22 protein-coding genes are annotated in these 22,658 nt (G+C 56.2%); 14 read left to right on the top strand and 8 right to left on the bottom strand.

The window, feature by feature from the left end; genetic code table 11:
• The first annotated feature begins 146 nt into the window (after positions 1 to 146).
• Genes ACRZ96_RS03280 through ACRZ96_RS03270 form a run of 3 tightly spaced genes read left to right on the top strand, consistent with a single transcriptional unit; the run spans position 147 to position 1,722 of the window.
• The gene (locus ACRZ96_RS03280; RefSeq protein ID WP_170393184.1) at positions 147 to 980 is read left to right on the top strand and encodes a coiled-coil domain-containing protein; all 834 of its coding nucleotides are present in this window, start codon (positions 147 to 149) and stop codon (positions 978 to 980) included.
• A complete protein-coding gene (locus ACRZ96_RS03275) occupies positions 980 to 1,372 on the top strand; it encodes a cell division protein ZapA (RefSeq protein ID WP_170393183.1) in 393 nt (130 codons plus the stop codon). The genes ACRZ96_RS03280 and ACRZ96_RS03275 overlap by 1 nt, the downstream gene beginning before the upstream one ends.
• The gene (locus tag ACRZ96_RS03270; RefSeq protein WP_170405544.1) at positions 1,372 to 1,722 is read left to right on the top strand and encodes an MliC family protein; all 351 of its coding nucleotides are present in this window, start codon (positions 1,372 to 1,374) and stop codon (positions 1,720 to 1,722) included. Before ACRZ96_RS03275 ends, ACRZ96_RS03270 begins: the two co-directional genes overlap by 1 nt.
• 1 nt (position 1,723) lies before the next feature.
• On the opposite strand, the gene grxD is transcribed toward ACRZ96_RS03270, so the two are convergent.
• From grxD to ACRZ96_RS03240, 6 genes are all read right to left on the bottom strand, one after another.
• Positions 1,724 to 2,086 carry a Grx4 family monothiol glutaredoxin gene (grxD, locus tag ACRZ96_RS03265; protein ID WP_170393181.1) on the bottom strand — a complete coding sequence of 121 codons (363 nt, stop codon included), beginning with the start codon at positions 2,084 to 2,086 and terminating at the stop codon, positions 1,724 to 1,726.
• The gene (locus ACRZ96_RS03260) at positions 2,073 to 2,363 is read right to left on the bottom strand and encodes a hypothetical protein (protein WP_170393180.1); all 291 of its coding nucleotides are present in this window, start codon (positions 2,361 to 2,363) and stop codon (positions 2,073 to 2,075) included. Before ACRZ96_RS03260 ends, grxD begins: the two co-directional genes overlap by 14 nt.
• Before the next feature lie 43 nt (positions 2,364 to 2,406).
• Positions 2,407 to 2,643 (bottom strand): BolA/IbaG family iron-sulfur metabolism protein, encoded by a 237-nt coding sequence (locus ACRZ96_RS03255; protein WP_170393179.1) that lies wholly within the window; start codon positions 2,641 to 2,643, stop codon positions 2,407 to 2,409.
• Between the two features lie 138 nt (positions 2,644 to 2,781).
• Positions 2,782 to 4,941, bottom strand: a complete 2,160-nt coding sequence (purL, locus tag ACRZ96_RS03250; protein ID WP_170393178.1) for a phosphoribosylformylglycinamidine synthase subunit PurL — start codon at positions 4,939 to 4,941, stop codon at positions 2,782 to 2,784.
• A 189-nt stretch (positions 4,942 to 5,130) separates the two neighbouring features.
• Positions 5,131 to 7,377 carry a mechanosensitive ion channel family protein gene (locus tag ACRZ96_RS03245; protein WP_170393177.1) on the bottom strand — a complete coding sequence of 749 codons (2,247 nt, stop codon included), beginning with the start codon at positions 7,375 to 7,377 and terminating at the stop codon, positions 5,131 to 5,133.
• A 268-nt stretch (positions 7,378 to 7,645) separates the two neighbouring features.
• Positions 7,646 to 8,554, bottom strand: coding sequence for a LysR family transcriptional regulator (locus ACRZ96_RS03240; protein WP_170393176.1), 909 nt, complete (start codon positions 8,552 to 8,554; stop codon positions 7,646 to 7,648).
• A gap of 169 nt (positions 8,555 to 8,723) precedes the next feature.
• On the opposite strand from ACRZ96_RS03240, the gene ACRZ96_RS03235 reads away from it, so the two are divergent.
• From ACRZ96_RS03235 to ACRZ96_RS03190, 10 genes are all read left to right on the top strand, one after another.
• Entirely contained in the window at positions 8,724 to 12,143 is a 3,420-nt protein-coding gene (locus tag ACRZ96_RS03235; RefSeq protein ID WP_480814228.1) for an indolepyruvate ferredoxin oxidoreductase family protein, read from the top strand.
• 78 nt (positions 12,144 to 12,221) lie between these two features.
• Positions 12,222 to 13,100, top strand: coding sequence for a lysophospholipid acyltransferase family protein (locus tag ACRZ96_RS03230; protein WP_480771414.1), 879 nt, complete (start codon positions 12,222 to 12,224; stop codon positions 13,098 to 13,100).
• Positions 13,101 to 13,108: 8 nt separating this feature from the next.
• A complete protein-coding gene (murI, locus tag ACRZ96_RS03225; protein ID WP_480771415.1) occupies positions 13,109 to 13,918 on the top strand; it encodes a glutamate racemase in 810 nt (269 codons plus the stop codon).
• 94 nt (positions 13,919 to 14,012) lie between these two features.
• Positions 14,013 to 15,041 (top strand): N-acetyl-gamma-glutamyl-phosphate reductase, encoded by a 1,029-nt coding sequence (gene argC / locus ACRZ96_RS03220; RefSeq protein ID WP_480771416.1) that lies wholly within the window; start codon positions 14,013 to 14,015, stop codon positions 15,039 to 15,041.
• Positions 15,042 to 15,048: 7 nt separating this feature from the next.
• Entirely contained in the window at positions 15,049 to 15,495 is a 447-nt protein-coding gene (gene ccmE, locus ACRZ96_RS03215) for a cytochrome c maturation protein CcmE (protein WP_170405562.1), read from the top strand.
• A gap of 149 nt (positions 15,496 to 15,644) precedes the next feature.
• Positions 15,645 to 16,256, top strand: coding sequence for a holin-associated N-acetylmuramidase (locus ACRZ96_RS03210; protein WP_480704735.1), 612 nt, complete (start codon positions 15,645 to 15,647; stop codon positions 16,254 to 16,256).
• Complete coding sequence (locus tag ACRZ96_RS03205; RefSeq protein ID WP_480704737.1) at positions 16,247 to 16,825, top strand: holin family protein; 579 nt, start codon at positions 16,247 to 16,249, stop codon at positions 16,823 to 16,825. Before ACRZ96_RS03210 ends, ACRZ96_RS03205 begins: the two co-directional genes overlap by 10 nt.
• A 74-nt stretch (positions 16,826 to 16,899) precedes the next feature.
• Positions 16,900 to 18,864, top strand: a complete 1,965-nt coding sequence (locus ACRZ96_RS03200) for a heme lyase CcmF/NrfE family subunit (protein ID WP_170563485.1) — start codon at positions 16,900 to 16,902, stop codon at positions 18,862 to 18,864.
• A complete protein-coding gene (locus ACRZ96_RS03195; RefSeq protein ID WP_170405571.1) occupies positions 18,861 to 19,316 on the top strand; it encodes a cytochrome c-type biogenesis protein in 456 nt (151 codons plus the stop codon). Before ACRZ96_RS03200 ends, ACRZ96_RS03195 begins: the two co-directional genes overlap by 4 nt.
• Before the next feature lie 73 nt (positions 19,317 to 19,389).
• Positions 19,390 to 20,166, top strand: a complete 777-nt coding sequence (locus tag ACRZ96_RS03190) for an enoyl-CoA hydratase-related protein (protein WP_170393167.1) — start codon at positions 19,390 to 19,392, stop codon at positions 20,164 to 20,166.
• Between the two features lie 8 nt (positions 20,167 to 20,174).
• Here the strand turns inward: ACRZ96_RS03190 and bmt are convergent, their stop codons facing one another.
• Both bmt and ACRZ96_RS03180 read right to left on the bottom strand, forming a co-directional pair.
• Positions 20,175 to 21,188 carry a betaine--homocysteine S-methyltransferase gene (bmt, locus tag ACRZ96_RS03185; RefSeq protein ID WP_480814227.1) on the bottom strand — a complete coding sequence of 338 codons (1,014 nt, stop codon included), beginning with the start codon at positions 21,186 to 21,188 and terminating at the stop codon, positions 20,175 to 20,177.
• A 121-nt stretch (positions 21,189 to 21,309) separates the two neighbouring features.
• Positions 21,310 to 21,630: a DUF1476 domain-containing protein gene (locus ACRZ96_RS03180; RefSeq protein ID WP_170393165.1), complete on the bottom strand. Its 321-nt coding sequence runs from the start codon at positions 21,628 to 21,630 to the stop codon at positions 21,310 to 21,312.
• A gap of 187 nt (positions 21,631 to 21,817) precedes the next feature.
• Between ACRZ96_RS03180 and purC the strand changes: the two genes are divergently transcribed.
• Positions 21,818 to 22,573, top strand: coding sequence for a phosphoribosylaminoimidazolesuccinocarboxamide synthase (gene purC / locus ACRZ96_RS03175; protein WP_170393164.1), 756 nt, complete (start codon positions 21,818 to 21,820; stop codon positions 22,571 to 22,573).
• Positions 22,574 to 22,658: the final 85 nt, after the last annotated feature.

Here is a 22,658-nt window from a genome sequence, read left to right as displayed (position 1 = left end):
TGGCGCTTCAAGAGCGGTGTGCAAGTGGTTGAAACCAAACAGTGGGTATTTTCTGTCGCATTCCGTTAGACTAGGGCTGAGCGCCGCCGCTTTTGATTCGGGTAGGCGAATATCAGAACGAACCTTGATAAAGAGGTGACACAGGCATGAGTCAGATCGAAGAACTACAACGCCGCATTATCACCGCGATGGAGCGGATCGGTAATGGTGTCGAGGCCTTGCACGATGCTGGATCCGCAGCCGGTGATGACACGTCGCTGCGAACGGCGCTTGAAGAAGAGCGGGTGGCCAATGCCCAGCTTGAGGAACGGCTGAAAACGATCAAAGAGAGACACGCGCAAGAGATTGACGCGCTACGTGCGCAACCGGCACCGAGTTCGGAAGTGGATGCGCTGCGTGCGCAATTGGCCGAGGCGACCTCTCAGCTCGCCACGGTTGAGGCTGCGCGGGCCGAGTTGGCGGATGCCAAGGCTGCGCTTGAAAACACGGACGAAGTCGAGGGCTTGAAGGCTGAGATTGAGACTCTGCGATCACATCAGGGCGCCGCAGAAGAGGCCAATACGTTGCGCGCGCAGGTCGAGAAACTGACCCCAATCGCGGATCGCGCGGAAGAGATGGAGGCCGAATTGGCGCGTCTGCGGGCTGAACTGGTCGATAGCGAGCGGTTAACCGAACTCAATGCCGAGCTTGAGATGCTGCGCGCGGAACGGGCTAGCCATGGGGCCGCGATGTCCCGGTTGGATGATGATTTGCAACGGCTTCGCAATGCAAACGATCAGCTCCGGAGCGCTGTCGATGAATTACGCGCCGCCGCAGAGGACGGTGTCACGGATGCTGACATGCTGAACCGGGCCACGACAGCCGAATTAGAAGCCATACGTGCCGCGCGCGCGTCGGACGCAGCCGAAGCGCATGCGGTCCTGGCTCGACTTGAGCCATTGCTAAGTCATGCCAATCTGGCCGAGGGAGAGGTGGAATAATGCCCGAAGTAACCATTCATATCGGTGGCCGCGGCTTTGATGTCTCGTGCCAGGACGGAGAAGAACCGTTTCTGCAAGCGGCAGCCAGACTGCTGGATGATGAGGCTCAGGTTTTGTCGGACCAGATCGGACGTATGCCGGAATCGCGGATGCTGCTGATGGCGGGACTCATGTTGGCAGACAAGGCAGCCGCGCATGAAGATCGCATGAAACTGGCCGAGGCCAAGCTGGTTGAATTGGAGACCGAATTGAAGCGGCTCCGCAGCCAACCGCAGCCGGAACCTGAACGGATCGAGGTCGCGGTAGTGCCGCCATCTGTCACGGATACGCTGGCTGAAATGGCGGCGCGCGCCGAAGCCCTGGCGGCAGTCATTGAAGAAAGGACGGCCTAATGCCGATCGCCCGAATGGCCTTTTGCGCGGCCGTCGTCTCGCTGACTGGCACGATGGCAAAGGCCGATATCGACATTCTGTCCGTGACGTTTACCTGTGAAAACAACACGCAAGTGCCGGTGTCCTACTTTAACGCCTCAAATGGCGATGGGGCGGCTGCGATGATGATCGATGATCAGTTGATCCCCATGAAACAGGTTCCAAGCGGTTCGGGCATCCGGTATGAATCCGTCGGAGGGGCAGGGACATACACCCTGCGCTCCAAGGGGTGGGATGCCACGATCAGCCATCAGGCCGAAGGCGACACAGCCCCGGAACTCGTATTGTTCAAGGACTGTAGCAGCCGATAGCTTACGCGTTTGCTTCGCGGATTTTGTCCGCAGCGTCTTTGTTGTAGCCCACACTGTTTTCATCGAACAGTGTGTCTAGCTCGCCCGACAGCGTCATTTCAGTGATAATGTCGCAACCGCCGACAAACTCGCCTTTGACATAAAGCTGAGGCACGGTTGGCCAGTCGGAGTAGTCCTTGATGCCCTGGCGCACAGCTTCGTCAGCCAGAACGTTTACGTCGGTGTATTCGACGCCCATGTAATTCAGAACACCGGCCACCCGGGATGAGAACCCGCACTGCGGCATCTCTTTGGTGCCTTTCATGTAAAGCACCACATCGTTGGCTTTGACGGTTTCGTCGATCTGGGTCTTAACGTCGCTCATCTTGCTTTTCCTTTTCATCCGCTTGCGCGGCGGTCGTTCGGTTATCGGGCAGTTCAGGTGCCCATCCTTCTTCTTCAAGCCGCCGGTGTTCTGCTTGTGCAAGCGTCACCGGATCAAGCCCGTATCGTTCAATTCCCCCAACCTTGCTAAGCGTATCGGGGTCAGGGCGCATATCCGACAGTTTTCGTTTTCTGTTGCGTTTGACATAGGCTTCGATGAGGGCGGCGACAACTATCAATGCACCAAGAAGAGATATCCAGAAGGGCCAGCCACTCATCTTTTCAAAGCCACTTAGGCGCTTTTTTGAAAGTAGTTCTGTGTCATTCAGGTACCTTCGTCGTCAACGCCAGCGCGTGCAATTCCCCATCAGATCCATCCATCTTGCCTTTCAGCGCAGCGTAAACCGCACGCTGTTGCTGAACGCGGTTTTTGCCGCGAAAGCTTTCGTCCACGACCATGGCGGACATGTGCACGCCATCGCTGCCACCAACCTGAATTTCCGCATTGGGAAAGCTTTCGCGCAGCAGGGTTTCAATCTCGTGGGCGCTCATCGGCATGTAGGTTCACTCCTGTAGGTCTTTCCCAAGATGTAGAGTGATGGGAGCGGGCGTGCAAGATGTCGAGCATTTTTCAGATACGCGAATCCCGCGCCTATGGAAGACGCGAGAATTCTGGAATTCGGAAGAGACGATTTATCAGGCGACCGCGGCGGCAAAGCTCTGACGGAAGGTCTCGGTCAGTTCTGCCAAAGGAGCTTCGGAATTGCCGATCTTCACGCTGTCACCGGTAAATCGACCAACCGAGACCAGCGGGACACCGGCCTGACCGGCAGCGATCATCAGCGCCTCGGCTTGATCGAAGTTGCACGCCACAAGATAACGGGCCTGGTCTTCGCCGAATAGGAACTCGGATGATGCATCATCCAGGCAAACGCCGACGCCTGCAGCTTCAGCAAGTTCAAACGCAGCCAGTGCAAGGCCGCCATCGCTAAGATCAGTACATGCTTTGATCATCTCGCGATTGGCACGGATGAATTCCCCGTTGCGCGCCTCTGCAGCCAGATCAACATGCGGCGCGTCTCCGTCCTCGCGGTTGAATACCTCGGCCAGCAGGGCGGACTGACCCATATGGCCGTTGGTTTCGCCGATGACCAGCGCAACATGGCCATCCCGAACTTCGTTTCCGATTATCTCGTCGCTATGAGCAAGAAGACCAACCGCGCCGATGGTGGGGGTTGGCAGGATCGCCTGGCCGTCAGTCTCGTTATAAAGCGAGACGTTGCCCGACACGATGGGCATATCCAGCGCACCAACGGCGGCACCGATACCTTGGATCGCGCCGACGAACTGACCCATGATCTCGGGCTTTTCGGGGTTCCCGAAGTTCAGGTTGTCTGTGGTGGCAAGTGGTTTGGCCCCCACGGCGGTCAGGTTGCGATAGGCCTCCGCCACCGCTTGTTTGCCGCCTTCCACCGGGTTTGCACGGACATAGCGTGGGGTTACGTCGCTGGTAAAAGCTAGCACCTTGTCGGTGCCATGTACGCGGACCATGCCAGCGCCCAGACCCGGCGTGCGAGTTGAATCCGCCATGACCATGGTGTCGTATTGCTCATAGACCCATTGTTTGCCTGCGTAATTGGGTGAAGAGAGCAGGGCGCGCAGACCGTCGATCGGATCGATCTGTGGTACGTCTTCCAGTGGCGCGGACTCAGGGGTCGGTTCCCACGGGCGGTCGTATTCAGGCGCGGTCGAGGACAGTTTAGACAGGACCAGATCGGCTTTGATCTCACCATTGTGCATGATCAGGAAACGGTCTTCGGCAATGGTTTCGCCTACGATGGCAAAATCGAGGTCCCATTTTTCGAACACGGCGCGGGCCTCGGCCTCAAGCTCAGGTTTGAGGACCATCAGCATCCGTTCCTGAGATTCCGACAGCATCATTTCATAGGCTGTCATGTTCTCTTCGCGCTGCGGGACATTCTCGAGGTCCAAACGCACGCCCAGACCACCTTTGTCGCCCATCTCTACAGCCGAGCAGGTCAAGCCCGCTGCGCCCATGTCCTGGATCGAGATCACGGCACCGGTCTGCATCAGTTCCAGCGTTGCTTCCATCAGGCGCTTTTCGGTGAAGGGGTCGCCGACCTGAACGGTGGGGCGCTTTTCTTCGATGGTGTCATCGAATTCGGCCGATGCCATGGTTGCTCCGCCCACACCGTCACGACCGGTTTTTGCGCCCAGATAGACGACGGGCATCCCAACGCCCGAAGCGGCCGAGTAGAAAATCTTGTCACTGTCAGCCAAACCAGCGGCAAACGCGTTCACAAGGCAGTTGCCGTTATAGGCCGGGTGGAACCGAACTTCGCCACCCACGCAAGGCACACCGAAGCAGTTGCCGTAGCCGCCAATCCCCTCGACCACTCCGTTCACCAATTGGCGCGTCTTATGGTGGCCCGGCTCGCCAAAGGACAGTGCGTTCATCGAGGCGATGGGCCGTGCGCCCATGGTGAAAACATCCCGCAGGATGCCGCCCACGCCGGTCGCCGCGCCCTGATAAGGTTCGATATACGAAGGGTGGTTGTGGCTTTCCATCTTGAACACCACGGCCTGACCGTCGCCGATATCGACGACACCCGCGTTCTCGCCTGGGCCGCAGATAACCTGAGGGCCAGATGTCGGAAGGGTGCGCAACCATTTCTTGGATGACTTATAAGAACAATGCTCGTTCCACATCGCTGAAAAGATGCCAAGCTCGGTAAAGGTCGGCTCACGCCCGATAATCTCAAGGATCATGTCGTATTCCTCGGGCTTGAGCCCATGTGCGGCAATCAGATCGGGTGTGATGGCGGGCTCTTGCATCTTCTGTCCTGTGTCCAAGTGGGCCGAGATTGCGGGCCTTTTAGGGCAATGGGCCGCTTGAGGAAAGAGCCAAACCCGCACAGGGGTCATCGGGCAATAAAAAACGGAACCGGCCATAAGACCGGTTCCGATTTCAGAGGCGTGCTGATTTGGTTCAGCCAGCGGCTGAAACGTGTCGAAGCCTAAGTGTCAGGCGGGATTTTGCCCTTTGTTGACCGCATCTGCGGCGGCTGCGCCGGCGGCAGCTTTTTGTTCTTCAGTTATGTTCTCAGCCTCATCCAACCCCGGGATGGCGACGCGCACCTCGCGGCGGGCGAAGTCGATACCATTTGCGTTGAATTCGGCCTTCACACGGTTAAAGATTTCCTTACGCAGTGTGAATTGCTTGCCGGGCTTGGCCATGAACTTGCCTCGGATGATCATACCGACATCGTCGAAGTCGAACACACCCTGAGATTTGAAGGGCTGCAGGAAGCCATCTTTGTGAACCTCGTCCTGCATCATCTCGGCACCGATCTTCTTGAAGATCTTCTTGACCTTGTTGGGGTCGGTGTCGAACGGCACAGTAAATTTCAACTTCATGATCACCCAGTCACGGCTGAAGTTGGTGAGCTTTTGAATCTCGCCATAAGGTATAGTGTGCACCGGACCACGATGGTGGCGAAGCTGCATTGAGCGGATCGAAATTTTCTCGACCGTTCCCATGGTCCCGCCGACATCGACATATTCGCCGACGCGGAATGCGTCATCGATCAGGAAGAAGATGCCGCCTACGATATCGGCCACCAGTTTCTGCGCACCAAAGCCGATGGCCAGACCCAAAACACCAGCACCAGCCAGCAGCGGCGTGATGTTGATGCCCAAGGCGCTCAGGGCTAGTAGGCCGAAGATCACCGAGATGGTGACTTGTGCGGTAATCCGCAACAAGGGCAGGACGGTCGCCAGACGCGAACCACCTGCGCCGCCACCTTCTCCGCCGGCTTCTTCATCCAGCTCCTCGGCCGCTGTCTGTTCCTTGGCCAGACGACGGTTAATCCATAGCGAGACGATCTCGTTCAGGATGTAGCCGACAGCGATGATCAGCAGGAACTCGATGATTGCGCCGCCAACTTCGGCACCGATACCTGCGGACGCAACATGGCGCAGATCAAGCTGCCAAACACGGGAAATCATGAAGACGACGAAGAGGCCAGCAATCACCCGACCGATGCGAATATAGCTGCGCTTGGCCGATCGATAGGCGCGTTCTGCTAATGGCCCTTCGCCCGACATTGGCGGCTGCAGGTGACGCACCAAACCACGTATCAATGTATCAAGTGCAGGTGCAATCAACAGCCAGAACATGGTTGTGAAATGCGCTCCACCGGACAACACGCGGATAAGCGCCGGGTTGCGTTGTGCCACCAGGAATTCGACCAGCAGCCAAATCACGACAGAAACGCCGATTGCAAAATACGGGTAATACCGCGCGACTTCTTCGTCGAACTTGGTGTGGTCCGGGTCGGTACCCAGCATCATCTGTGACAAACCTTCGCGCGCTGTCCAGGCGATTATGCCAATATAGACGTGGATTGCTGCGTTCAGCCAGAAACCGATGCGCGTCTGATCGCCGGTTACCCCGTTGAGCGCGTTGAACCTTAGTACGAACAAGGTAAAGCCGATAAGGATCAGCAGACCGATCAGGTTGCGATGCAGGTATTTTGCCCAGTGGTCGTCAATGTTTACCAATCGGAATTGTGGCTTTTGCGGCGCAAGAACAAAGCGCGAGACTGCTGCCCCCAGACGCGGCACCCAGATTAGGTAGAATACAAATGGGGCTGCATAGATGATCTGCTCGGGGCTCAGCAAACCTCGGCCAATCGCCCGAATGACGACGTAGAATACGATAAGCCCTGCAATTTCGCGGCAAAATCGGCGGAACAGGTAGTTCACAGCGCCTCTGAGATCAGCGTCACCCGAGGGCTCGGTTGCCTCATGCCAGCGGCGGGTCAGGAAAATGAATAGCTTCTCAGCAATGAAGCCGACTATCAGGACCGAGAGCACCAGCCCCATTAGCGTCAGAACACCAGCGCCCCCCAATTTGTCAGAGAAATTGCTAAATGCAGTGATTTGCGCACTGATGATATTGGGAACTGTGGTCAGAACATGTGTCCAGGATGCGACCATTTCTGCCCAGATCTCATTGAGCTCGGTCAGCGGGTCTTCCTGACCTTCCTTTTCCGCCGCTTGCTTTTCGGCAACAGCGTCAAGGCGTTCCAGAAGGATTGCCCGTACCTGGTCGTCAGACATGCGCGCAACCAGATCATCAACCTGTTCTGGCGTCAGATCTTCGGGAATTTCAACTGTAGCGGTTGTGCTTGTGTCTTGTGCATGAAGTGGCACGGCCAGGAACAAGACTGAAATCATCGCCAACAATAGGCGGAATGAGTGGAACATGAATTAGCCCTCGAACACGAAATTTAGGTGTTTTTTCGGGATCATAGGCCTACGCGTTGGATTTTCCCAGTGCTTTCCACTGAATTGCATCAGTCTGGCGAAAAAAAAGGCCGAGCACTAAGCTCGGCCGTAGTCCAACAGGGAGGTATGAAGATGATGAGCGTTTCAGCATCACCGCCTTCATGTGCTCATTTAGGGATCAGTTTATTAACGATCAAGGTCTATTAGCAGACCCCGGCGTCATGCCCGCTATGCTCTGAGTGCATGGCTATAGCTTGCCCAATTGCCTCAGCTGTTTGCGATGGGCGATTATCTCATCCTGCACAAAATCCCGAAATGCCGCTATCCGTTTGGAATGACGCAATTCTTCGGGGTAGGCGAGGTAAACCGGTACATCAGCACTTTCGATGTCTGACATGACGGGGACCAGATCCGGGAAGTCCTCGGTCACATAATCAGGAAGTACTCCGATACCCAGATCATGCAGCACGCCCTGAAGAACGCCGAAATAGTTGTTCACGGTCAGCAATGAGCCGGGATTGTATGTCATAAGGTGACGCACCATCGACGCGCTTGCCCCAACCTGAGGGGCTGCGGGCGTTTGGCAGATCAATCGGTGCTTGGAAATATCTTCCAGCGTTTCAGGCGCCCCACCATGAGCATCCAAATAGCTGCGCGTTGCATAGAGCAGCATCTGCACAGTCATCAGACGTTTGCGCACGAGATCGGCCTGGCTGGGCTCTTTCATGCGGATGGCCACATCGGCTTCACGCATTGGCAGATCCAATACCCGTTCTTCAAGCATGAGGTCGATATTGAGGTCGGGATACTGTTCATAGAGCTTCGGTAGGCGCGGGGCGAGCCACAGCGTGCCGAACCCGAAGGTTGTGGTCACCCTCAGTACGCCAAAGACCTCATCTTCACTATCCCGGATACGCGCCGCAGCGGCATCCAGACGTTTCAGCATGGCCGTCGTGGCATCGAACAGCAATTCGCCTTGTTCTGTCAGAATCAGGCCGCGTGCATGACGGTGGAACAAGGTTGCATCGAGTGATTCTTCAAGCGCGCGGATCTGACGGCTCACCGCGGATTGAGATAAATTGAGCTTGTCTCCCGCGTGTGTGAGGCTGCCAGCGTCTGCAACCGCGTGAAATATTCTGAGCTTGTCCCAATCCATCGCCGCAACTTTCGTTATCCTCGCGCAGCCCTATATGAAACAGGTAACAAATTCCACAATGAAACCCGGAAATCGTTACGGAATAGAGTAAAATCACTATACAGGTCAGTATTTATGACCTAATATGCACGAGAATAAAGCACACTAATCCGACGAGGGGAGACGTCAGATGAGTCAGCCGAAAATTTCACTCAACGACCGGTTCGACCTGTCCAAAAGCCCGGTTCTTCTGAACGGCACGCAGGCACTGGTGCGTTTGATGCTGATGCAAAAAGTACGAGACACTGCGGCGGGATTGAACACAGCGGGTCTGGTCACAGGCTATCGGGGGTCTCCGCTTGGGGCTGTAGACCTTCAGATGTCTCGTGCAGAAAAGCAACTTGCCGAAAAGGATGTCACCTTTCAATTCGGATTGAACGAAGATCTGGCTGCAACCGCATTGTGGGGCAGCCAACAGGCGGGGCTGCGTGGCGACGGAAAATTCGATGGTGTTTTTGGGCTCTGGTATGGCAAGGGGCCGGGCGTAGATCGATCCGGTGATGTGATGCGCCATGCCAATATGGCGGGCACGGCGCAACATGGCGGTGTATTGATGGCCATGGGCGATGATCACACGGGTGAAAGCTCGACCGTTTTACATCAGTCGGAATGGTCACTGGTGGACATGTACATGCCCGTGGTCAGCCCGGCAGGTGTGCAAGAAATTCTGGACTATGGCATCTATGGATTTGCGCTCAGCCGCTTCGCCGGGGTCTGGGTCGGGTTGAAAACGATGAAAGACACGATCGAAGTGACTTCCGTCGTAGATGGCCGCCCTGACCGGATGCAGCTGGTCGCCCCTCAGTTCGATATGCCAGAGGGTGGGCTGAATATTCGGCTAGGTGATACACCGCATCTGCAGGAAGCGCGCGTAATCGACCACAAGCGCTTTGCGGCAGAGGTCTTTTCGCACGCCAACAAGTTAGACAAGAGGGTCTGGGGAAAACCGGGTGCCAAGATTGGGTTTGTGGCGGCGGGTAAGAACTGGCTTGATCTGACTCATGCCATGTCGCTGCTGAACATCAACGCGGATGAGGCCGAACGGCTAGGCATTACCACCTATAAGATCGGGCAGACTTTCCCCTTGGATATGAAGGGCTTCCACGATTGGGCTGAGGGGCTGGACCTGATCGTGATCGTCGAGGAAAAGCGCAAGCTGATCGAAGTTCAGGTCAAAGAGGCTATCTTTGACGACCGTCGTGGGCGTCGCGTTTATGGCTGGTACAAAGGCGGCGCGGGGACGCTGCACCGCGAAGAACTGTTCCCGACCCGAGGGGCGCTTGACCCGATCATGATTGCCGAGAAGCTGGGTGAGATCCTAATCGAAGAGGGGCGCGATACAGATGGCGTTCGTGCCGGACTGGAGGCGCTGTCCGAAGCGCGCCGGGCCGACAATGCGCAGGAAATCGCGGCGCGTTTACCATACTTCTGTTCAGGATGTCCGCATAACAGTTCAACCAAGCTGCCTGATGGCAGCCGAGCCTATGCCGGGATTGGCTGTCACTACATGGTGCAGTGGATGGATCGCGAAACCACCGGTTTCACACAGATGGGCGGCGAAGGGGCAAACTGGATCGGCGAGGCTCCGTTTTCGACCACACAACATGTTTTCCAAAACCTCGGCGATGGCACCTATAACCATTCCGGCGTGCAGGCGATCCGGGCGGCACTGGCCGCGGGCACAAATATCACCTTTAAGATCCTCTATAACGACGCCGTTGCGATGACCGGAGGTCAGGAGAACGAAGGTGGGCTAAGTGCCGAACGCATCGTCGCCGAGGTCCGCGCGATGGGTGTCAGCAACGTCGCTGTCGTTTACGACGAAAAAGAAGATGTGAATTTTGGTGCGTTGCCTTCGGGCGTTGAGACGTTCGAGCGTTCAAAACTGATGCAGGTTCAGGAAAAATTCCGCGAAATCGAGGGTGTATCGGTCATTGTTTATGTCCAGACCTGCGCAGCTGAAAAGCGCAGGAGACGCAAGCGCGGCACGTTCCCCGACCCCGATAAGCGAGTGTTCATAAATACTGATATCTGTGAGGGTTGCGGAGATTGCGGCGTTCAGTCGAACTGTGTTTCCATCGTACCGAAAGAGACCGAACTTGGCCGCAAGCGTGCGATTGATCAGTCAAGCTGCAACAAGGATTTTTCCTGCTTGAACGGGTTCTGCCCGTCTTTTGTAACCGTTGAAGGGGCGAAAATCCGCAAAGAGGCGACGACCGACCTCGACTTGCCCGACCTACCGGACCCCGTTTTGCCACAGATTAACGGCACCCATAATGTCGTGATCACCGGCGTTGGTGGCACAGGCGTTGTCACCATCGGGGCGGTTCTGGCGCAAGCCGCACAAATCGACGGCAAGGGTGCCGGTATGATGGAAATGGCCGGCCTCGCACAGAAGGGCGGCGCCGTACATATCCATTGCCGTCTGGCCAACCGGCCCGATGATATCAGCGCGATTCGTGTTGCCACTGGCGAGGCGCATGCGCTGATTGGCGGTGATCTGGTGGTATCGGCAGGAGCCAAGACGCTTGGCCTCACGCAAACCGGCCAGACCGGCGCCGTTGTGAACAGTCATGAGATTATCACCGGTGACTTCACGCGCGATACAGAATTCACAATCCCCAGCGATCAATTGCAGCTTGCGCTGCAGGCGCGGTTGAAAGATGGGGTGGCCCTTTTCGATGCCACCGATCTGGCGCGAGCCGTGATGGGCGACTCGATCTATTCCAATATGATGGTCTTTGGCGCAGCCTGGCAGCGTGGTCTGCTACCGATCAGTCACCAAGCGATAATGGGTGCTATTGAGTTGAATGGTGCGGCGGTCGAGCGCAACAAACGCGCCTTTGAAGTTGGTCGCTGGGCGGTGACCCACCCCGACGACGTGGCCAATATTTTGCGCCCCAACGTAGCAGAGTTACCAAAGACCCTCGATCAAGTGATCGATTTCCGCGCTGCGCACCTGATCGACTATCAGAACAAGCGGTTGGCGAAACGTTATCGCAAGCTGGTCGACAGCGTTGAAGATCAACACGTTCGTGAGGCTATTGCCAAAGGCTACCATAAGCTTTTGTCATATAAGGATGAATATGAAGTCGCCCGATTGCTGCTCGACAGTCGCCAGAAGGCGGAGGCCGAGTTTGATGGTGACTTTAAGATGACCTTCCATCTTGCGCCGCCAACCCTGGGGACGAAGGGCGACAATGGACGCCCGGCCAAGAAAGCGTTCGGAGAGTGGTTTCTTGGTCCGTTGAAGGTTCTAGCCAAGCTGAAAGGTTTGCGCGGCACTCCGCTGGATATCTTTGGCTACACGACAGAGCGCAAAATGGAGCGTGCTCTGATCCGCCAGTATGAAAAGGATATGAAAGAGGTTTTGCCCAGCCTGACACCCGAAACCAGTGATGCGATCGCGGCCCTTGCGGCTCTGCCATTGGACATTCGCGGTTTCGGTCCGGTTTTGGTCGCGAATGAAGCCAAGGCTGCGAAACGTCGCGAGGAATTGTTGGCTGTTATTCGCGATGGCGGGCCTCAGATGAAAGCTGCGGCAGAGTGAGGCTTTACAAGCTTGTCATCAAACCTATGCAAAATGGCTACCCGGCCTTATCTAAGCGGCAGCAAACCGGAGTAGCCAATGCCCTCGCGCCATCACGTCGCTCGTGACATCTCTTACGCCCATTCCGCAGAAACGCGGAGCGGGCGGATGGTGATCAAGTTGATGGAAAACACCACCGGTCGTCTGCGTCTTATCCGCCGCGCTGACGGGTATGAGCAGGAGGTCGCACAGGGGCGTGATTTTTGGTCCGTAATGGTGGATCGATATGGGCTGACATTAGACGTGGTTGGCGGTGCGTTGTCGAACATCCCAAAAGATGGGCCATTGATCCTGATTGCGAACCATCCTTATGGCATTCTAGACGGGCTAATGATGGGACACATCCTGTCTCAGACTCGGACAGACTTTCGCATTCTCGCCAATCATGTTTTTCGCAAAGCTGAAGACCTGAACAGCATCGTGCTGCCAATTTCGTTTGATGCCACAAAAGATGCGATGAAGCTGAATCTTGCGACCCGCAAAACCGCTCTGAACTACCTAAGCGATGGTGATGCAATCGGGATCTTCCCGGGTGGCACCGTCAGCACTGCGGCCAAGCCATTTTCTCATCCGATGGATCCAGGGTGGCGCGGATTTACAGCGCGGATGGTTGCCAAATCCAATGCGACCGTTGTGCCGGTTTTCTTCGATGGTCACACCTCGCGTTTGTTCCAGATTGCCAGCCATCTGCACAACACTCTGCGGATGGGGTTGCTGATCAAAGAGTTCAAGAAACGTGTCGATACCCCCGTCCGCGTGGTTGTAGGAGACCCCATTGGGCGCGACATTCTGGACCCGCTGGGCAAGGATACGCGCAAGATGATGGATTTCCTGCGCAAAGCCACGTATGAGCTGTCTCCAGAGCCATTGGAGTCTTATGACTATGGCTATGAATTCGAGGAACGGCATCGCGCCTGAAGGGGCAAATGGCAGTAGGTATCTTTGATTCCGGATTGGGTGGTTTGACCGTCCTGAACGCCGCGCAGAAACGTCTGCCCGACGTTGACTTTCTTTATTTCGCGGACAGCGCGCATGCGCCTTATGGTGTGCGCGATGCCGAGGATATCTTTAACCTGACACGAAACGCTGTGCAGGACCTTTGGGATCGCGGCTGCAATCTGGTGATTCTGGCCTGCAATACCGCAAGCGCCGCCGCCCTGCGTCGGATGCAAGAAGCGGGCGTGCCAGAAGGAAAGCGTGTACTGGGCGTATTTGTGCCTTTGATTGAGGCGCTGACTGAACGGCAATGGGGCGACAACTCTCCGCCGCGTGAGGTTCAGGTGCAGCATGTTGCGCTGTTTGCGACGCCCGCGACAGTGTCGAGCCGTGCGTTTCAGCGGGAGCTGGCGTTTCGGGCGATAGGGGTTGATGTCGAGGCGCAAGCCTGCGGCGGGGTTGTGGACGCCATCGAAGAGGGCGACATGATCTTGGCCGAGGCTTTGGTACGCAGCCATGTGGATGCTCTGAAGCGCAAGATGCCAGAACCGCAAGCAGCCATTCTGGGCTGTACGCATTACCCATTGATGGCAGAGACGTTTCAGCAGGCGCTCGGACCGGATGTGAAAGTCTATAGCCAGGGTGATCTGGTTGCGGAAAGCCTTGCAGACTACTTGCAACGGCATCCGAATATGCTGGGTGAGGGCACCGACGGCTTCCTGACAACGGGTCAGCCGGGCGTTGTGACGGATCGCGCGACTCAGTTCCTCCGACGACAAATCACCTTTGAAGCCGCCTGACCTAGGTCAAGGACGGCGCTTTTCCGATTCCGTAATTCGTTGACCGTCACAGCGGCGGTCACCCCATGTGACACATGAATGAAAGAGGTCTGACATGACCCACAAAATCGCAATTCTTGGCGCTTCTGGTTACACCGGCGCGGAACTCGTGCGGCTGATCGCCGGGCATCCGAGTATGGAAATCAAATCTCTGGCCGCCGAGCGGAAGGCTGGACAGACAATGGCGCAGGTATTTCCGCATCTGCGCCATATGGATTTGCCGGTGCTTTGCAAGATTTCCGAGATCGACTTTAGCCAAATCGACCTGTGTTTCTGCGCTTTGCCGCACAAGACCAGTCAGGAAGTCATTCGTGAACTGCCCAACACCTTGAAAATTGTTGACCTGTCGGCAGATTTCCGGCTTCGCGATGGCGACGAATACGAGAAGTGGTATGGTAATTCACATGCCGCGCTTGGGCATCAGGAAGAGGCGGTTTATGGTCTGACCGAGTTCTACCGTGACGAAATCCGCGGCGCTCGGCTGGTTGCCGGGACCGGATGCAATGCCGCGACGGGTCAGTATGTGCTGCGTCCGCTGATTTCGGCGGGTGTGATTGATCTGGATGACATCATTCTGGACCTGAAATGCGCGGTCTCGGGCGCAGGTCGGGCGCTGAAAGAGAATCTATTGCACGCAGAACTCAGTGAAGGGGCGAACGCATATGCCGTTGGCGGGACGCACCGGCATCTGGGCGAGTTTGATCAGGAATTCACGGAACTGGCTGGACGGACGGTGCATGTGCAGTTCACACCGCACCTGATCCCAGCCAACCGGGGTATTCTGGCCACAACCTATGTAAAGGGTGACCCGCAGAGCGTGTATGAGACACTTCAATCGGCCTATGAAGCCGAGCCCTTCATTGAGATGCTGCCATTTGGCGAGACGCCCTCGACCCACCATGTGCGGGGGTCGAACTTCTGCCATATCGGTGTCGTTGGAGATCGGATCGAACGCCGTGCAATCGTGGTGGCAGCATTGGATAACCTGACAAAAGGTAGCAGTGGGCAAGCCTTGCAGAACGCCAACCTGATGTTAGGTGAGGATGAAACCCTGGGTCTGATGATGGCCCCCTTGTTCCCGTGAGGACGGTATGAAAACGCTTAAGAAACGTCGTCGTGTACAAGTCATTCTAGTGGCTGTTGCGGCCCTGATACTGGCGACGGGTCTGATCGGATATGCGATGCGTGATGGCATCAACTTTTTCCGCTCACCCAGTCAGGTGATTGCAGAACCGCCGAAACCGACCGAGGTGTTCCGTATAGGTGGATTGGTCGAAGAAGGTTCGATCATTCGCGGGCAGGGTGAGACTGTGCACTTCGTCGTGACCGACGGCGGTGAAAGCGTAAAGGTCGCTTTTACCGGTGTTCTGCCTGATTTGTTCTCGGAAAATCAGGGTATGGTGGGCACCGGAAGTTATGTGAACGGAGTCTTTGAAGCCACTGAAATCCTTGCGAAACATGATGAAACCTACATGCCCAAAGAGGTTGTGGACGCATTAAAAGAGCAAGGCGTTTATCAGGAATCAGGCGATAGCTGAATGCAGCATCGCTGAATGCCATCGGCGCTAAAATTTCTAAACAGAAGAAGCGGGGCGTTGCGTGCGAGAGGTAGGCAGCGCCCTTTGTTTTGCAGTGGTGTTAACGAAATTGTCCGACCGTTTACCAAAGTTTGGCAGAGGGGGCGGCAATGCGGACAGTGCGGCAGATTGCAAAAGGGATCGTGGCGCGGGAAGGTGGTTTTGTGGATGACCCCGATGATCCCGGCGGTGCCACGAAATACGGGGTGACGATCCATACCATGCGCCGATTGGGTCTCGATCTGGACCGAGATGGTTCGGTGACGCAACAAGACGTGCGCATGCTTAGCAAAGCGCAGGCCGTCGATATTTTTCTGGAACACTATTTTGAGAAACCACGCCTTCAGGTGCTGCCGGAAGCCGTACAGGCATCCGTGTTCGACATGTACGTCAATGCAGGAGCTCAAGCGGTGAAAATCCTGCAGAACCTGCTGCGGCAGATGGAGTATGACATTACGGTTGACGGGGTCATCGGCCCTCAGACTGCGCAGGCGAGCCGGGAGGCGGCTAGTCCAAAGCCTCTGGTGTTTCGTGATGCCTATGGGGTCGCAAGACGAAACTATTACTTCCGTTTAGCAGACCGGCGGATGGCTCTTCGTAAATATGCCAGAACACGCGCGGGCGGCAAAGGCGGATGGATCAAGCGTGCGGAAGAGTTTTTATCGCCCAAGTATCATCTGAGCGAGGACGCGTTTCAGAAAAGGGTTTCGGGATGGGTTTGATCTCGGGTTTGTTGGCGCTCTTGTTTGGCGGAGGTCGCAATGTGGTTCGTGAAACTGCGGAAGTGTTTCGCGAAAATGTAGAAAGCGGTGCCGAGCGTTCTGTCGAACTGCGCAGTGCAGCCATGGCGCAATTCGGCACTGAATTCCAAGCTCCAAGCAAAACCAGGTTTGATCGATTCATGGATGGGCTGAATCGCCTTCCGCGACCGGCGCTGGCTTTGGGAACATTGGGTTTGTTTCTGGCCGCCATGATCGATCCGTTGTGGTTCGCAGCACGAATGCAGGGAATTGCGCTGGTGCCAGAGCCACTGTGGTGGCTGTTAGGGGTGATCGTGTCGTTTTACTTTGGCGCGCGGCATCAGATCAAAGCGCAGGATTTTCAAAGGGAAATCAGCGCGACAATGCTGAGGGCGCCTGAGGTGATCGCCAATCTTGAAACGATCCGCGGGTTGCGCGATGACAGTCCGGGTGCCGCCGATACTGGCTCGGACGCATCGTTGGCCGAAGCAGTCAACCAGCCGGAATCGAACCCTGCATTGGAGGACTGGAAGCGGCTTCGAAAGACCTGAGGCGCGACATTATGTGCGGTGATCCGAGGCGAATGTGAATGGCACTTGCACCGGTGCCGCAGTATAAGCAGGCCATGATTACAGAACTCGGCCATTTCGCACTTATCTTAGCCTTCCTCGTTGCCATCGTCCAAACTGTGGTGCCGTTGATCGGGGCTGCCAACCGTTGGAACGGGTGGATGGTTTTCGCTGAACCGGCCGCCATCACGCAGTTCATTTTGGCCGCCTTTTCCTTTGGTGCGCTGGTCTGGGCGTTTACCACGTCTGACTTCTCGTTACGGATCGTGGTGGAGAATAGCCATTCGGCAAAACCGATGCTCTACAAGATCACCGGGACCTGGGGAAACCATGAAGGTTCGATGCTGTTATGGGTCCTGATTGTAGCGATATTCGGCGCGATGGCCGCCATATTCGGCGCTGGCTTGCCTCCGACCTTAAAGGCGCGGGTGCTGGCCGTTCAGGCCGCGATCGGAGTAGCTTTCTATGCCTTTATCCTCTTCACATCGAACCCGTTTGACCGACTGCCTGTTCCTCCGTTCGATGGACGGGACCTGAACCCGCTGCTGCAGGACCCCGGTTTGGCCTTCCATCCGCCATTCCTGTATCTGGGCTATGTCGGCCTCAGCATGGCGTTCAGTTTTGCCGTTGCTGCATTGATCGAGGGCCGGGTGGACGCGGCTTGGGGGCGTTGGGTACGGCCTTGGACATTGGCGGCTTGGGTCTTCCTGACGATCGGTATCGCGCTTGGATCCTGGTGGGCCTACTACGAATTGGGCTGGGGCGGGTTCTGGTTCTGGGATCCTGTTGAGAACGCCAGCTTTATGCCTTGGCTACTGGCGGCCGCTCTATTGCATTCCTCCATCGTGGTGGAAAAACGCGAGGCGTTGAAAAGCTGGACGATCTTGCTTGCGATTATCGCGTTTGGGTTTTCTCTGATCGGGACCTTTATCGTGAGATCGGGGCTGCTGACTTCGGTCCATGCTTTTGCCAATGATCCTGAGCGTGGCGTGTTTATCCTGTTCATCCTGATCATCTTTACCGGCGGTGCGTTGACCCTGTTTGCTGCACGCGCGCAGGCGATGGAGGCGAAGGGTGTCTTCGGAATGGTCAGCCGCGAAAGTGCTTTGGTTCTGAACAACATCTTGTTGGCAGTTAGCTGCTTTGTCGTATTCTTTGGCACAATGTGGCCAATGGTGGCCGAGATGGCGTTCGATAGAAAACTCTCGGTGGGCGCGCCGTTCTTCAATGCTGCATTTACACCATTCATGGTCGCACTCGGAATCGTTCTTCCCGTCGGCGCAATGCTGCCGTGGAAGCGGGGCAAGCTAAGCCGGGCGGCATGGTCTTTGCGCTATGCATTTGTACTGGCGGTCACGATCGCGATACTGGTCTGGGTGATGCAGACCGGACGCAGCGCATTGGGACCCGTGGGCTTGTTCCTGGGGGCGTGGATCACCTTCGGCGCCATCGTCGATCTTTGGAGCCGCACTGGCCGCAAAGGCAGTTTTGGACGCCTGTTTCGACTGCCCGGCGCAGACTGGGGTAAGGCGGTGGCCCATAGTGGTTTGGGCGTCACCATGTTTGCCATCGCAGGCCTAACCGCTTGGGAAGTCGAGGATATTCGTGTCGCTCAACCGGGTCAGCCTTTTGAAGTGGGGCAGTTTACGTTGACGTTGCAAGATGTGCGTCAGGTACAGGGGCCGAACTATTTCTCAACCATGGCGGATGTGCTTGTTGAGAAGGACGGGCGCTATATCGCGACTCTTAACCCGGAAAAGCGCGACTACCCTGTGGCACGGATGCCGACAACTGAGGCTGCAATCGACTATCGCTTTCTGCGCGATCTATATGTTGTGATCGGGGATCAACAAGCTGATGGCGGCTGGGTGATGCGAACCTATATCAAACCTCTGGCCAACTGGATTTGGGGCGGATGTATCCTCATGGCTCTGGGCGGTGTGCTCAGCCTGTCGGATCGCCGTTTCCGTGTTGCAGCCGGTGCACGGAAAACGCCTGCAAGCGGGGTTCCTGCCGAATGAAGCGCCTGCTTGTTATCCTGCTGCTGATTGCATCCCCGATCATGGCTATTCAGCCGGATGAAGTGCTTGACGACCCGGCGCTCGAGACACGAGCGCGGGATATTAGTACCGGTCTGCGCTGCTTGGTGTGCAGGAACGAAAGCATTGACGAAAGCAATGCCGAACTTGCGCGTGATCTGCGTATCTTGGTGCGAGAACGTCTGGTTGCGGGGGATACTGATCAAGAGGTTGTGGACTTCATCGTTGATCGCTATGGCGAATATGTGCTGCTGAAACCCACCGCGACCGGTGCCAATCTGTTGTTATGGCTGTCGGCTCCTGTCATGCTGCTGATAGCGGCCGGCATGGGGTGGAACTTTTTGCGCAAGCGTGCGCAGCATCAGGAAGTAGCGCATTCCGAAGGCCTTAGTGAGGAAGAACAAGAGCGTCTGCGCCGAATTCTGGAAGACTGACGCGCGGTTCTTCTTTTCCTTTTTCCGCATTTGCGTCAGTGTTTTGCAGAACGCTGCGCAGCTGAGGTTTTGCATGGAATACGAAGCGGTCCTACTGGACATTACTGATAATTTGGCGGTTTTGACATTGAACCGGCCGGATAAGATGAATGCGTTGACGACGCAGATGCGGGCCGAGATCACCTACGCAATGAAAGATGCCGCGCAACACGCTCGCGCGATCGTCCTGACCGGTGCTGGACCTGCCTTTTGTTCAGGTCAGGATTTGGGTGACGCGTCAAGCACAGGAAAGATCGACCTCGAACGCGCGCTTCGCGATGAATATGAACCGATGCTTGAGGCTGTCTATGATTGCCCCGTGCCAACTATAGCGGCAGTTAACGGGCCTGCAGCGGGGGCGGGGGCCAACCTGGCGCTTTGTGCCGATGTGGTGATAGCAACCGAGAGTGCCTATTTTCTGCAAGCTTTCGCTCGGATCGGTCTGCTGCCTGATGCAGGCGGCACCTGGTTCATGCCGCGTCAGATGGGGTTTGCCAAAGCGATGGGTGCAGCGTTGTTTGCAGACAAGATCAGCGCGCGCCAGGCGGATGAATGGGGATTGATCTGGGAAGCGGTTGCGGATGATGAGTTCGACGCTCATTGGCGCAAGAGAGCTGCGTATTTGGCGAATGGTCCAACCTCCGGGTTTCGCGCGATCAAACAAGCGATCCGGGGAACTTACGATAGAACATTACCTCAGCAACTTGCAGCCGAAGCCCACCTGCAGGGCGAATGCGGACGTACCCGAGACTTTGCCGAAGGCGTCGTAGCCTTTCTGGAAAAGCGCCCTGCGAAATTCGAAGGGCGCTGATCATTCAATCAGGCCCGGCGGCGGCGACGAGTGCGCCGTTCGGGAACGGCCTCGTCCCCAGTGCCATCTGAGGCTGAGGTAAACGGACCAAGTGCCGATACGATCTGATCCAGGGTCGGGCGTTCGGCGCGCGGACCGTTATCTAACGCCTCGCGCATTTTGCGCAAATGCGCAGGCATAGTGCCACAGCAACCGCCAATGATCGTTGCACCTGCGTCGCGCGCCATGGCGGCGTACTGGCCCATCAGTTCAGGCGTTCCGTCATAATGGATATGACCGTCCACATATTTCGGGATCCCTGCGTTGCCCTTGGAAATCAGTGGACGTTCGTTTCCTTGGGCAGCGAACCCAAGCACCGTCCGCAGTATATCCGAGGCACCAGTGCCGCAATTCGCCCCGAACGCAACCGGAGGATTGGGCAGAGTTTCCACGATCATTGCCAGATCAGAAGATGTAACACCCATCATTGTGCGGCCAGCCGTGTCAAAACTCATGGTGCCGCACCACGGCATATCTGCCAGAGCGAACGCTTCTGCCGCAGCCCGGAATTCTTCCGGCGCGCTTATGGTCTCAAGCCACAGAACATCTGCGCCTCCAGCCTTTAGCGCTTCAGCCTGTTCATGAAACATCTCGACGGCTTCGGCGTGCGAAAGGCTGCCGACAGGTTCCATGATCTCGCCGGTCGGGCCAACAGAGCCGGCCACGATGATCGGGCGACCTGCCTTGTCAGCGACTTCGCGACCCAGTTCAGCTCCAATACGGTTCAGCTCGGCCACGCGGTTCTGGGCGTCGTGTAACTTCAAACGCGCGGCTGTTCCACCAAATGTGTTTGTCAAAAACAGATCACTGCCGGCATCGACCGAGCCCTGATACAGAGCACGAACCTTGTCAGGCGCATCGACGTTCCACAATTCCGGCGCATCGCCTGATTGCAGGCCCATGTTGAACAGGTTCGTCCCGGTTGCGCCATCCGCCAGAACGACGTCTACGGTTTCCAGAAGGTTGCTGAGCGCGTTTGTCATTGGAGTATTCCAAAATTGGGGCCACAGCCCGTCAAAATATGAGACGCCCCGTGTCTCACGACCGGGGCGTCAAATCAAATTCATAAAACTCATGAAGATCATGAGTTTTGCAGCTCAGGCATCAGGACTCGGCTTCTGCCATCACCTGCTCTTTGGCTTCGACCAGAAGTTCGACCATCTTCTCGCGGATTTTAGCCTCATCGGCGAGATCACCGAGGTATCCTTTGACCGCCTCGACAACATCGTCTTCGCTGACATTTTGCAGGTCCGTGTGGACCAGTTCCTGCCCGTATTTACGCGCCTGTTCCACAGTCTCGCCTTTCAGCGCCGAGGCCCATACAGCCATAAATCGGTTGCGGCGCATCCGAGCGATGAACTGCATCTTTTCGTCATGAGCGAATTTGTTTTCAAACGCGGCTTCACGTTCGTCGAATGTGGTCATTGGTTGGGGACCTCTTGGGTTAGATGTTCTTTTCTGATGATATGACTATACGACGCCCTGTGCGCAAGGTATTTGCGCTGCGTCAAAGCCTCTCGGGGTTGCGAACTTGCGGGAAAGCGGGGCTTGCACTATGAGGGCGCCAACGTGAAGGGACTCATTCCCTTTCCCCAGACTGGAAAGGTCGCTCATGGCGCGTCGCAAGAAGATTTACGAAGGTAAAGCCAAGATCCTGTATGAAGGTCCCGAGCCGGGCACCATCGTGCAGTACTTCAAGGATGACGCCACAGCTTTCAACGCCGAGAAGAAAGACGTGATCGATGGAAAAGGCGTTCTGAACAATCGGTTGAGCGAATTCTTCATGACCGGTCTGGCCCAGATCGGAGTTCCGACGCACTTTATTCGCCGTCTGAACATGCGGGAGCAACTTGTGCGGAATTGTGAGATCATTCCACTGGAAGTGATCGTCCGCAACTATGCCGCCGGATCGATGTCCAAACGCCTCGGTATCGCCGAGGGTACTCAACTGCCGCGCCCGATTGTTGAATACTGCTACAAGGACGATGCGCTGGGTGATCCGTTGGTGACCGAAGAGCACATTGCAGCATTCGGCTGGGCGAGCCAGCAGGATATGGACGATATCCTGAGCCTTGCACTGCGCGTTAATGATTTCATGAGCGGCGTGATGCTGGCGGTTGGTATTCGTCTGGTCGATTTCAAAATCGAGATCGGGCGCGTGTTCGAAGGCGATTTCCAACGACTGATCATTGCGGACGAAATCAGCCCCGATAGCTGCCGTCTATGGGATATCGAAACCGGTCAGAAGCTGGACAAGGATGTGTTCCGCCGTGATCTGGGTAGTCTGACTGATGCATATTCTGAGGTCGCCCGCCGTCTTGGCGTTCTGCCCAAAAGCAATGTCACAAAACCAACGCTGATCAACTGATCCTGTCTCATATCGACAGGGTTGTCCGACAAACCCAAGCGGGGTATCCCGCGCCCAACGAAACGGATCGATGCGCGGTCCATCA

The organism is Ruegeria sp. CF1, assembly GCF_056537445.1.
This window is presented reverse-complemented; position numbering and strand designations above follow the sequence as displayed.

Bases quoted from the DNA above. Each gene is read 5' to 3' on its own strand.
- murI (WP_480771415.1), top strand. From the start codon at position 13,109: ATGGCAGTAGGTATCTTTGATTCCGGATTGGGTGGTTTGACCGTCCTG.
- ACRZ96_RS03230 (WP_480771414.1), top strand. From the start codon at position 12,222: ATGCCCTCGCGCCATCACGTCGCTCGTGACATCTCTTACGCCCATTCC.
- ACRZ96_RS03270 (WP_170405544.1), top strand. From the start codon at position 1,372: ATGCCGATCGCCCGAATGGCCTTTTGCGCGGCCGTCGTCTCGCTGACT.
- ACRZ96_RS03255 (WP_170393179.1), bottom strand. From the start codon at position 2,643: ATGCCGATGAGCGCCCACGAGATTGAAACCCTGCTGCGCGAAAGCTTT.
- ccmE (WP_170405562.1), top strand. From the start codon at position 15,049: ATGAAAACGCTTAAGAAACGTCGTCGTGTACAAGTCATTCTAGTGGCT.
- bmt (WP_480814227.1), bottom strand. From the start codon at position 21,188: ATGACAAACGCGCTCAGCAACCTTCTGGAAACCGTAGACGTCGTTCTG.
- ACRZ96_RS03195 (WP_170405571.1), top strand. From the start codon at position 18,861: ATGAAGCGCCTGCTTGTTATCCTGCTGCTGATTGCATCCCCGATCATG.
- purL (WP_170393178.1), bottom strand. From the start codon at position 4,941: ATGCAAGAGCCCGCCATCACACCCGATCTGATTGCCGCACATGGGCTC.
- ACRZ96_RS03180 (WP_170393165.1), bottom strand. From the start codon at position 21,630: ATGACCACATTCGACGAACGTGAAGCCGCGTTTGAAAACAAATTCGCT.
- argC (WP_480771416.1), top strand. From the start codon at position 14,013: ATGACCCACAAAATCGCAATTCTTGGCGCTTCTGGTTACACCGGCGCG.
- ACRZ96_RS03205 (WP_480704737.1), top strand. From the start codon at position 16,247: ATGGGTTTGATCTCGGGTTTGTTGGCGCTCTTGTTTGGCGGAGGTCGC.
- ACRZ96_RS03210 (WP_480704735.1), top strand. From the start codon at position 15,645: ATGCGGACAGTGCGGCAGATTGCAAAAGGGATCGTGGCGCGGGAAGGT.
- grxD (WP_170393181.1), bottom strand. From the start codon at position 2,086: ATGAGCGACGTTAAGACCCAGATCGACGAAACCGTCAAAGCCAACGAT.
- ACRZ96_RS03260 (WP_170393180.1), bottom strand. From the start codon at position 2,363: ATGAGTGGCTGGCCCTTCTGGATATCTCTTCTTGGTGCATTGATAGTT.
- purC (WP_170393164.1), top strand. From the start codon at position 21,818: ATGGCGCGTCGCAAGAAGATTTACGAAGGTAAAGCCAAGATCCTGTAT.
- ACRZ96_RS03190 (WP_170393167.1), top strand. From the start codon at position 19,390: ATGGAATACGAAGCGGTCCTACTGGACATTACTGATAATTTGGCGGTT.
- ACRZ96_RS03280 (WP_170393184.1), top strand. From the start codon at position 147: ATGAGTCAGATCGAAGAACTACAACGCCGCATTATCACCGCGATGGAG.
- ACRZ96_RS03275 (WP_170393183.1), top strand. From the start codon at position 980: ATGCCCGAAGTAACCATTCATATCGGTGGCCGCGGCTTTGATGTCTCG.
- ACRZ96_RS03240 (WP_170393176.1), bottom strand. From the start codon at position 8,554: ATGGATTGGGACAAGCTCAGAATATTTCACGCGGTTGCAGACGCTGGC.
- ACRZ96_RS03245 (WP_170393177.1), bottom strand. From the start codon at position 7,377: ATGTTCCACTCATTCCGCCTATTGTTGGCGATGATTTCAGTCTTGTTC.
- ACRZ96_RS03235 (WP_480814228.1), top strand. From the start codon at position 8,724: ATGAGTCAGCCGAAAATTTCACTCAACGACCGGTTCGACCTGTCCAAA.
- ACRZ96_RS03200 (WP_170563485.1), top strand. From the start codon at position 16,900: ATGATTACAGAACTCGGCCATTTCGCACTTATCTTAGCCTTCCTCGTT.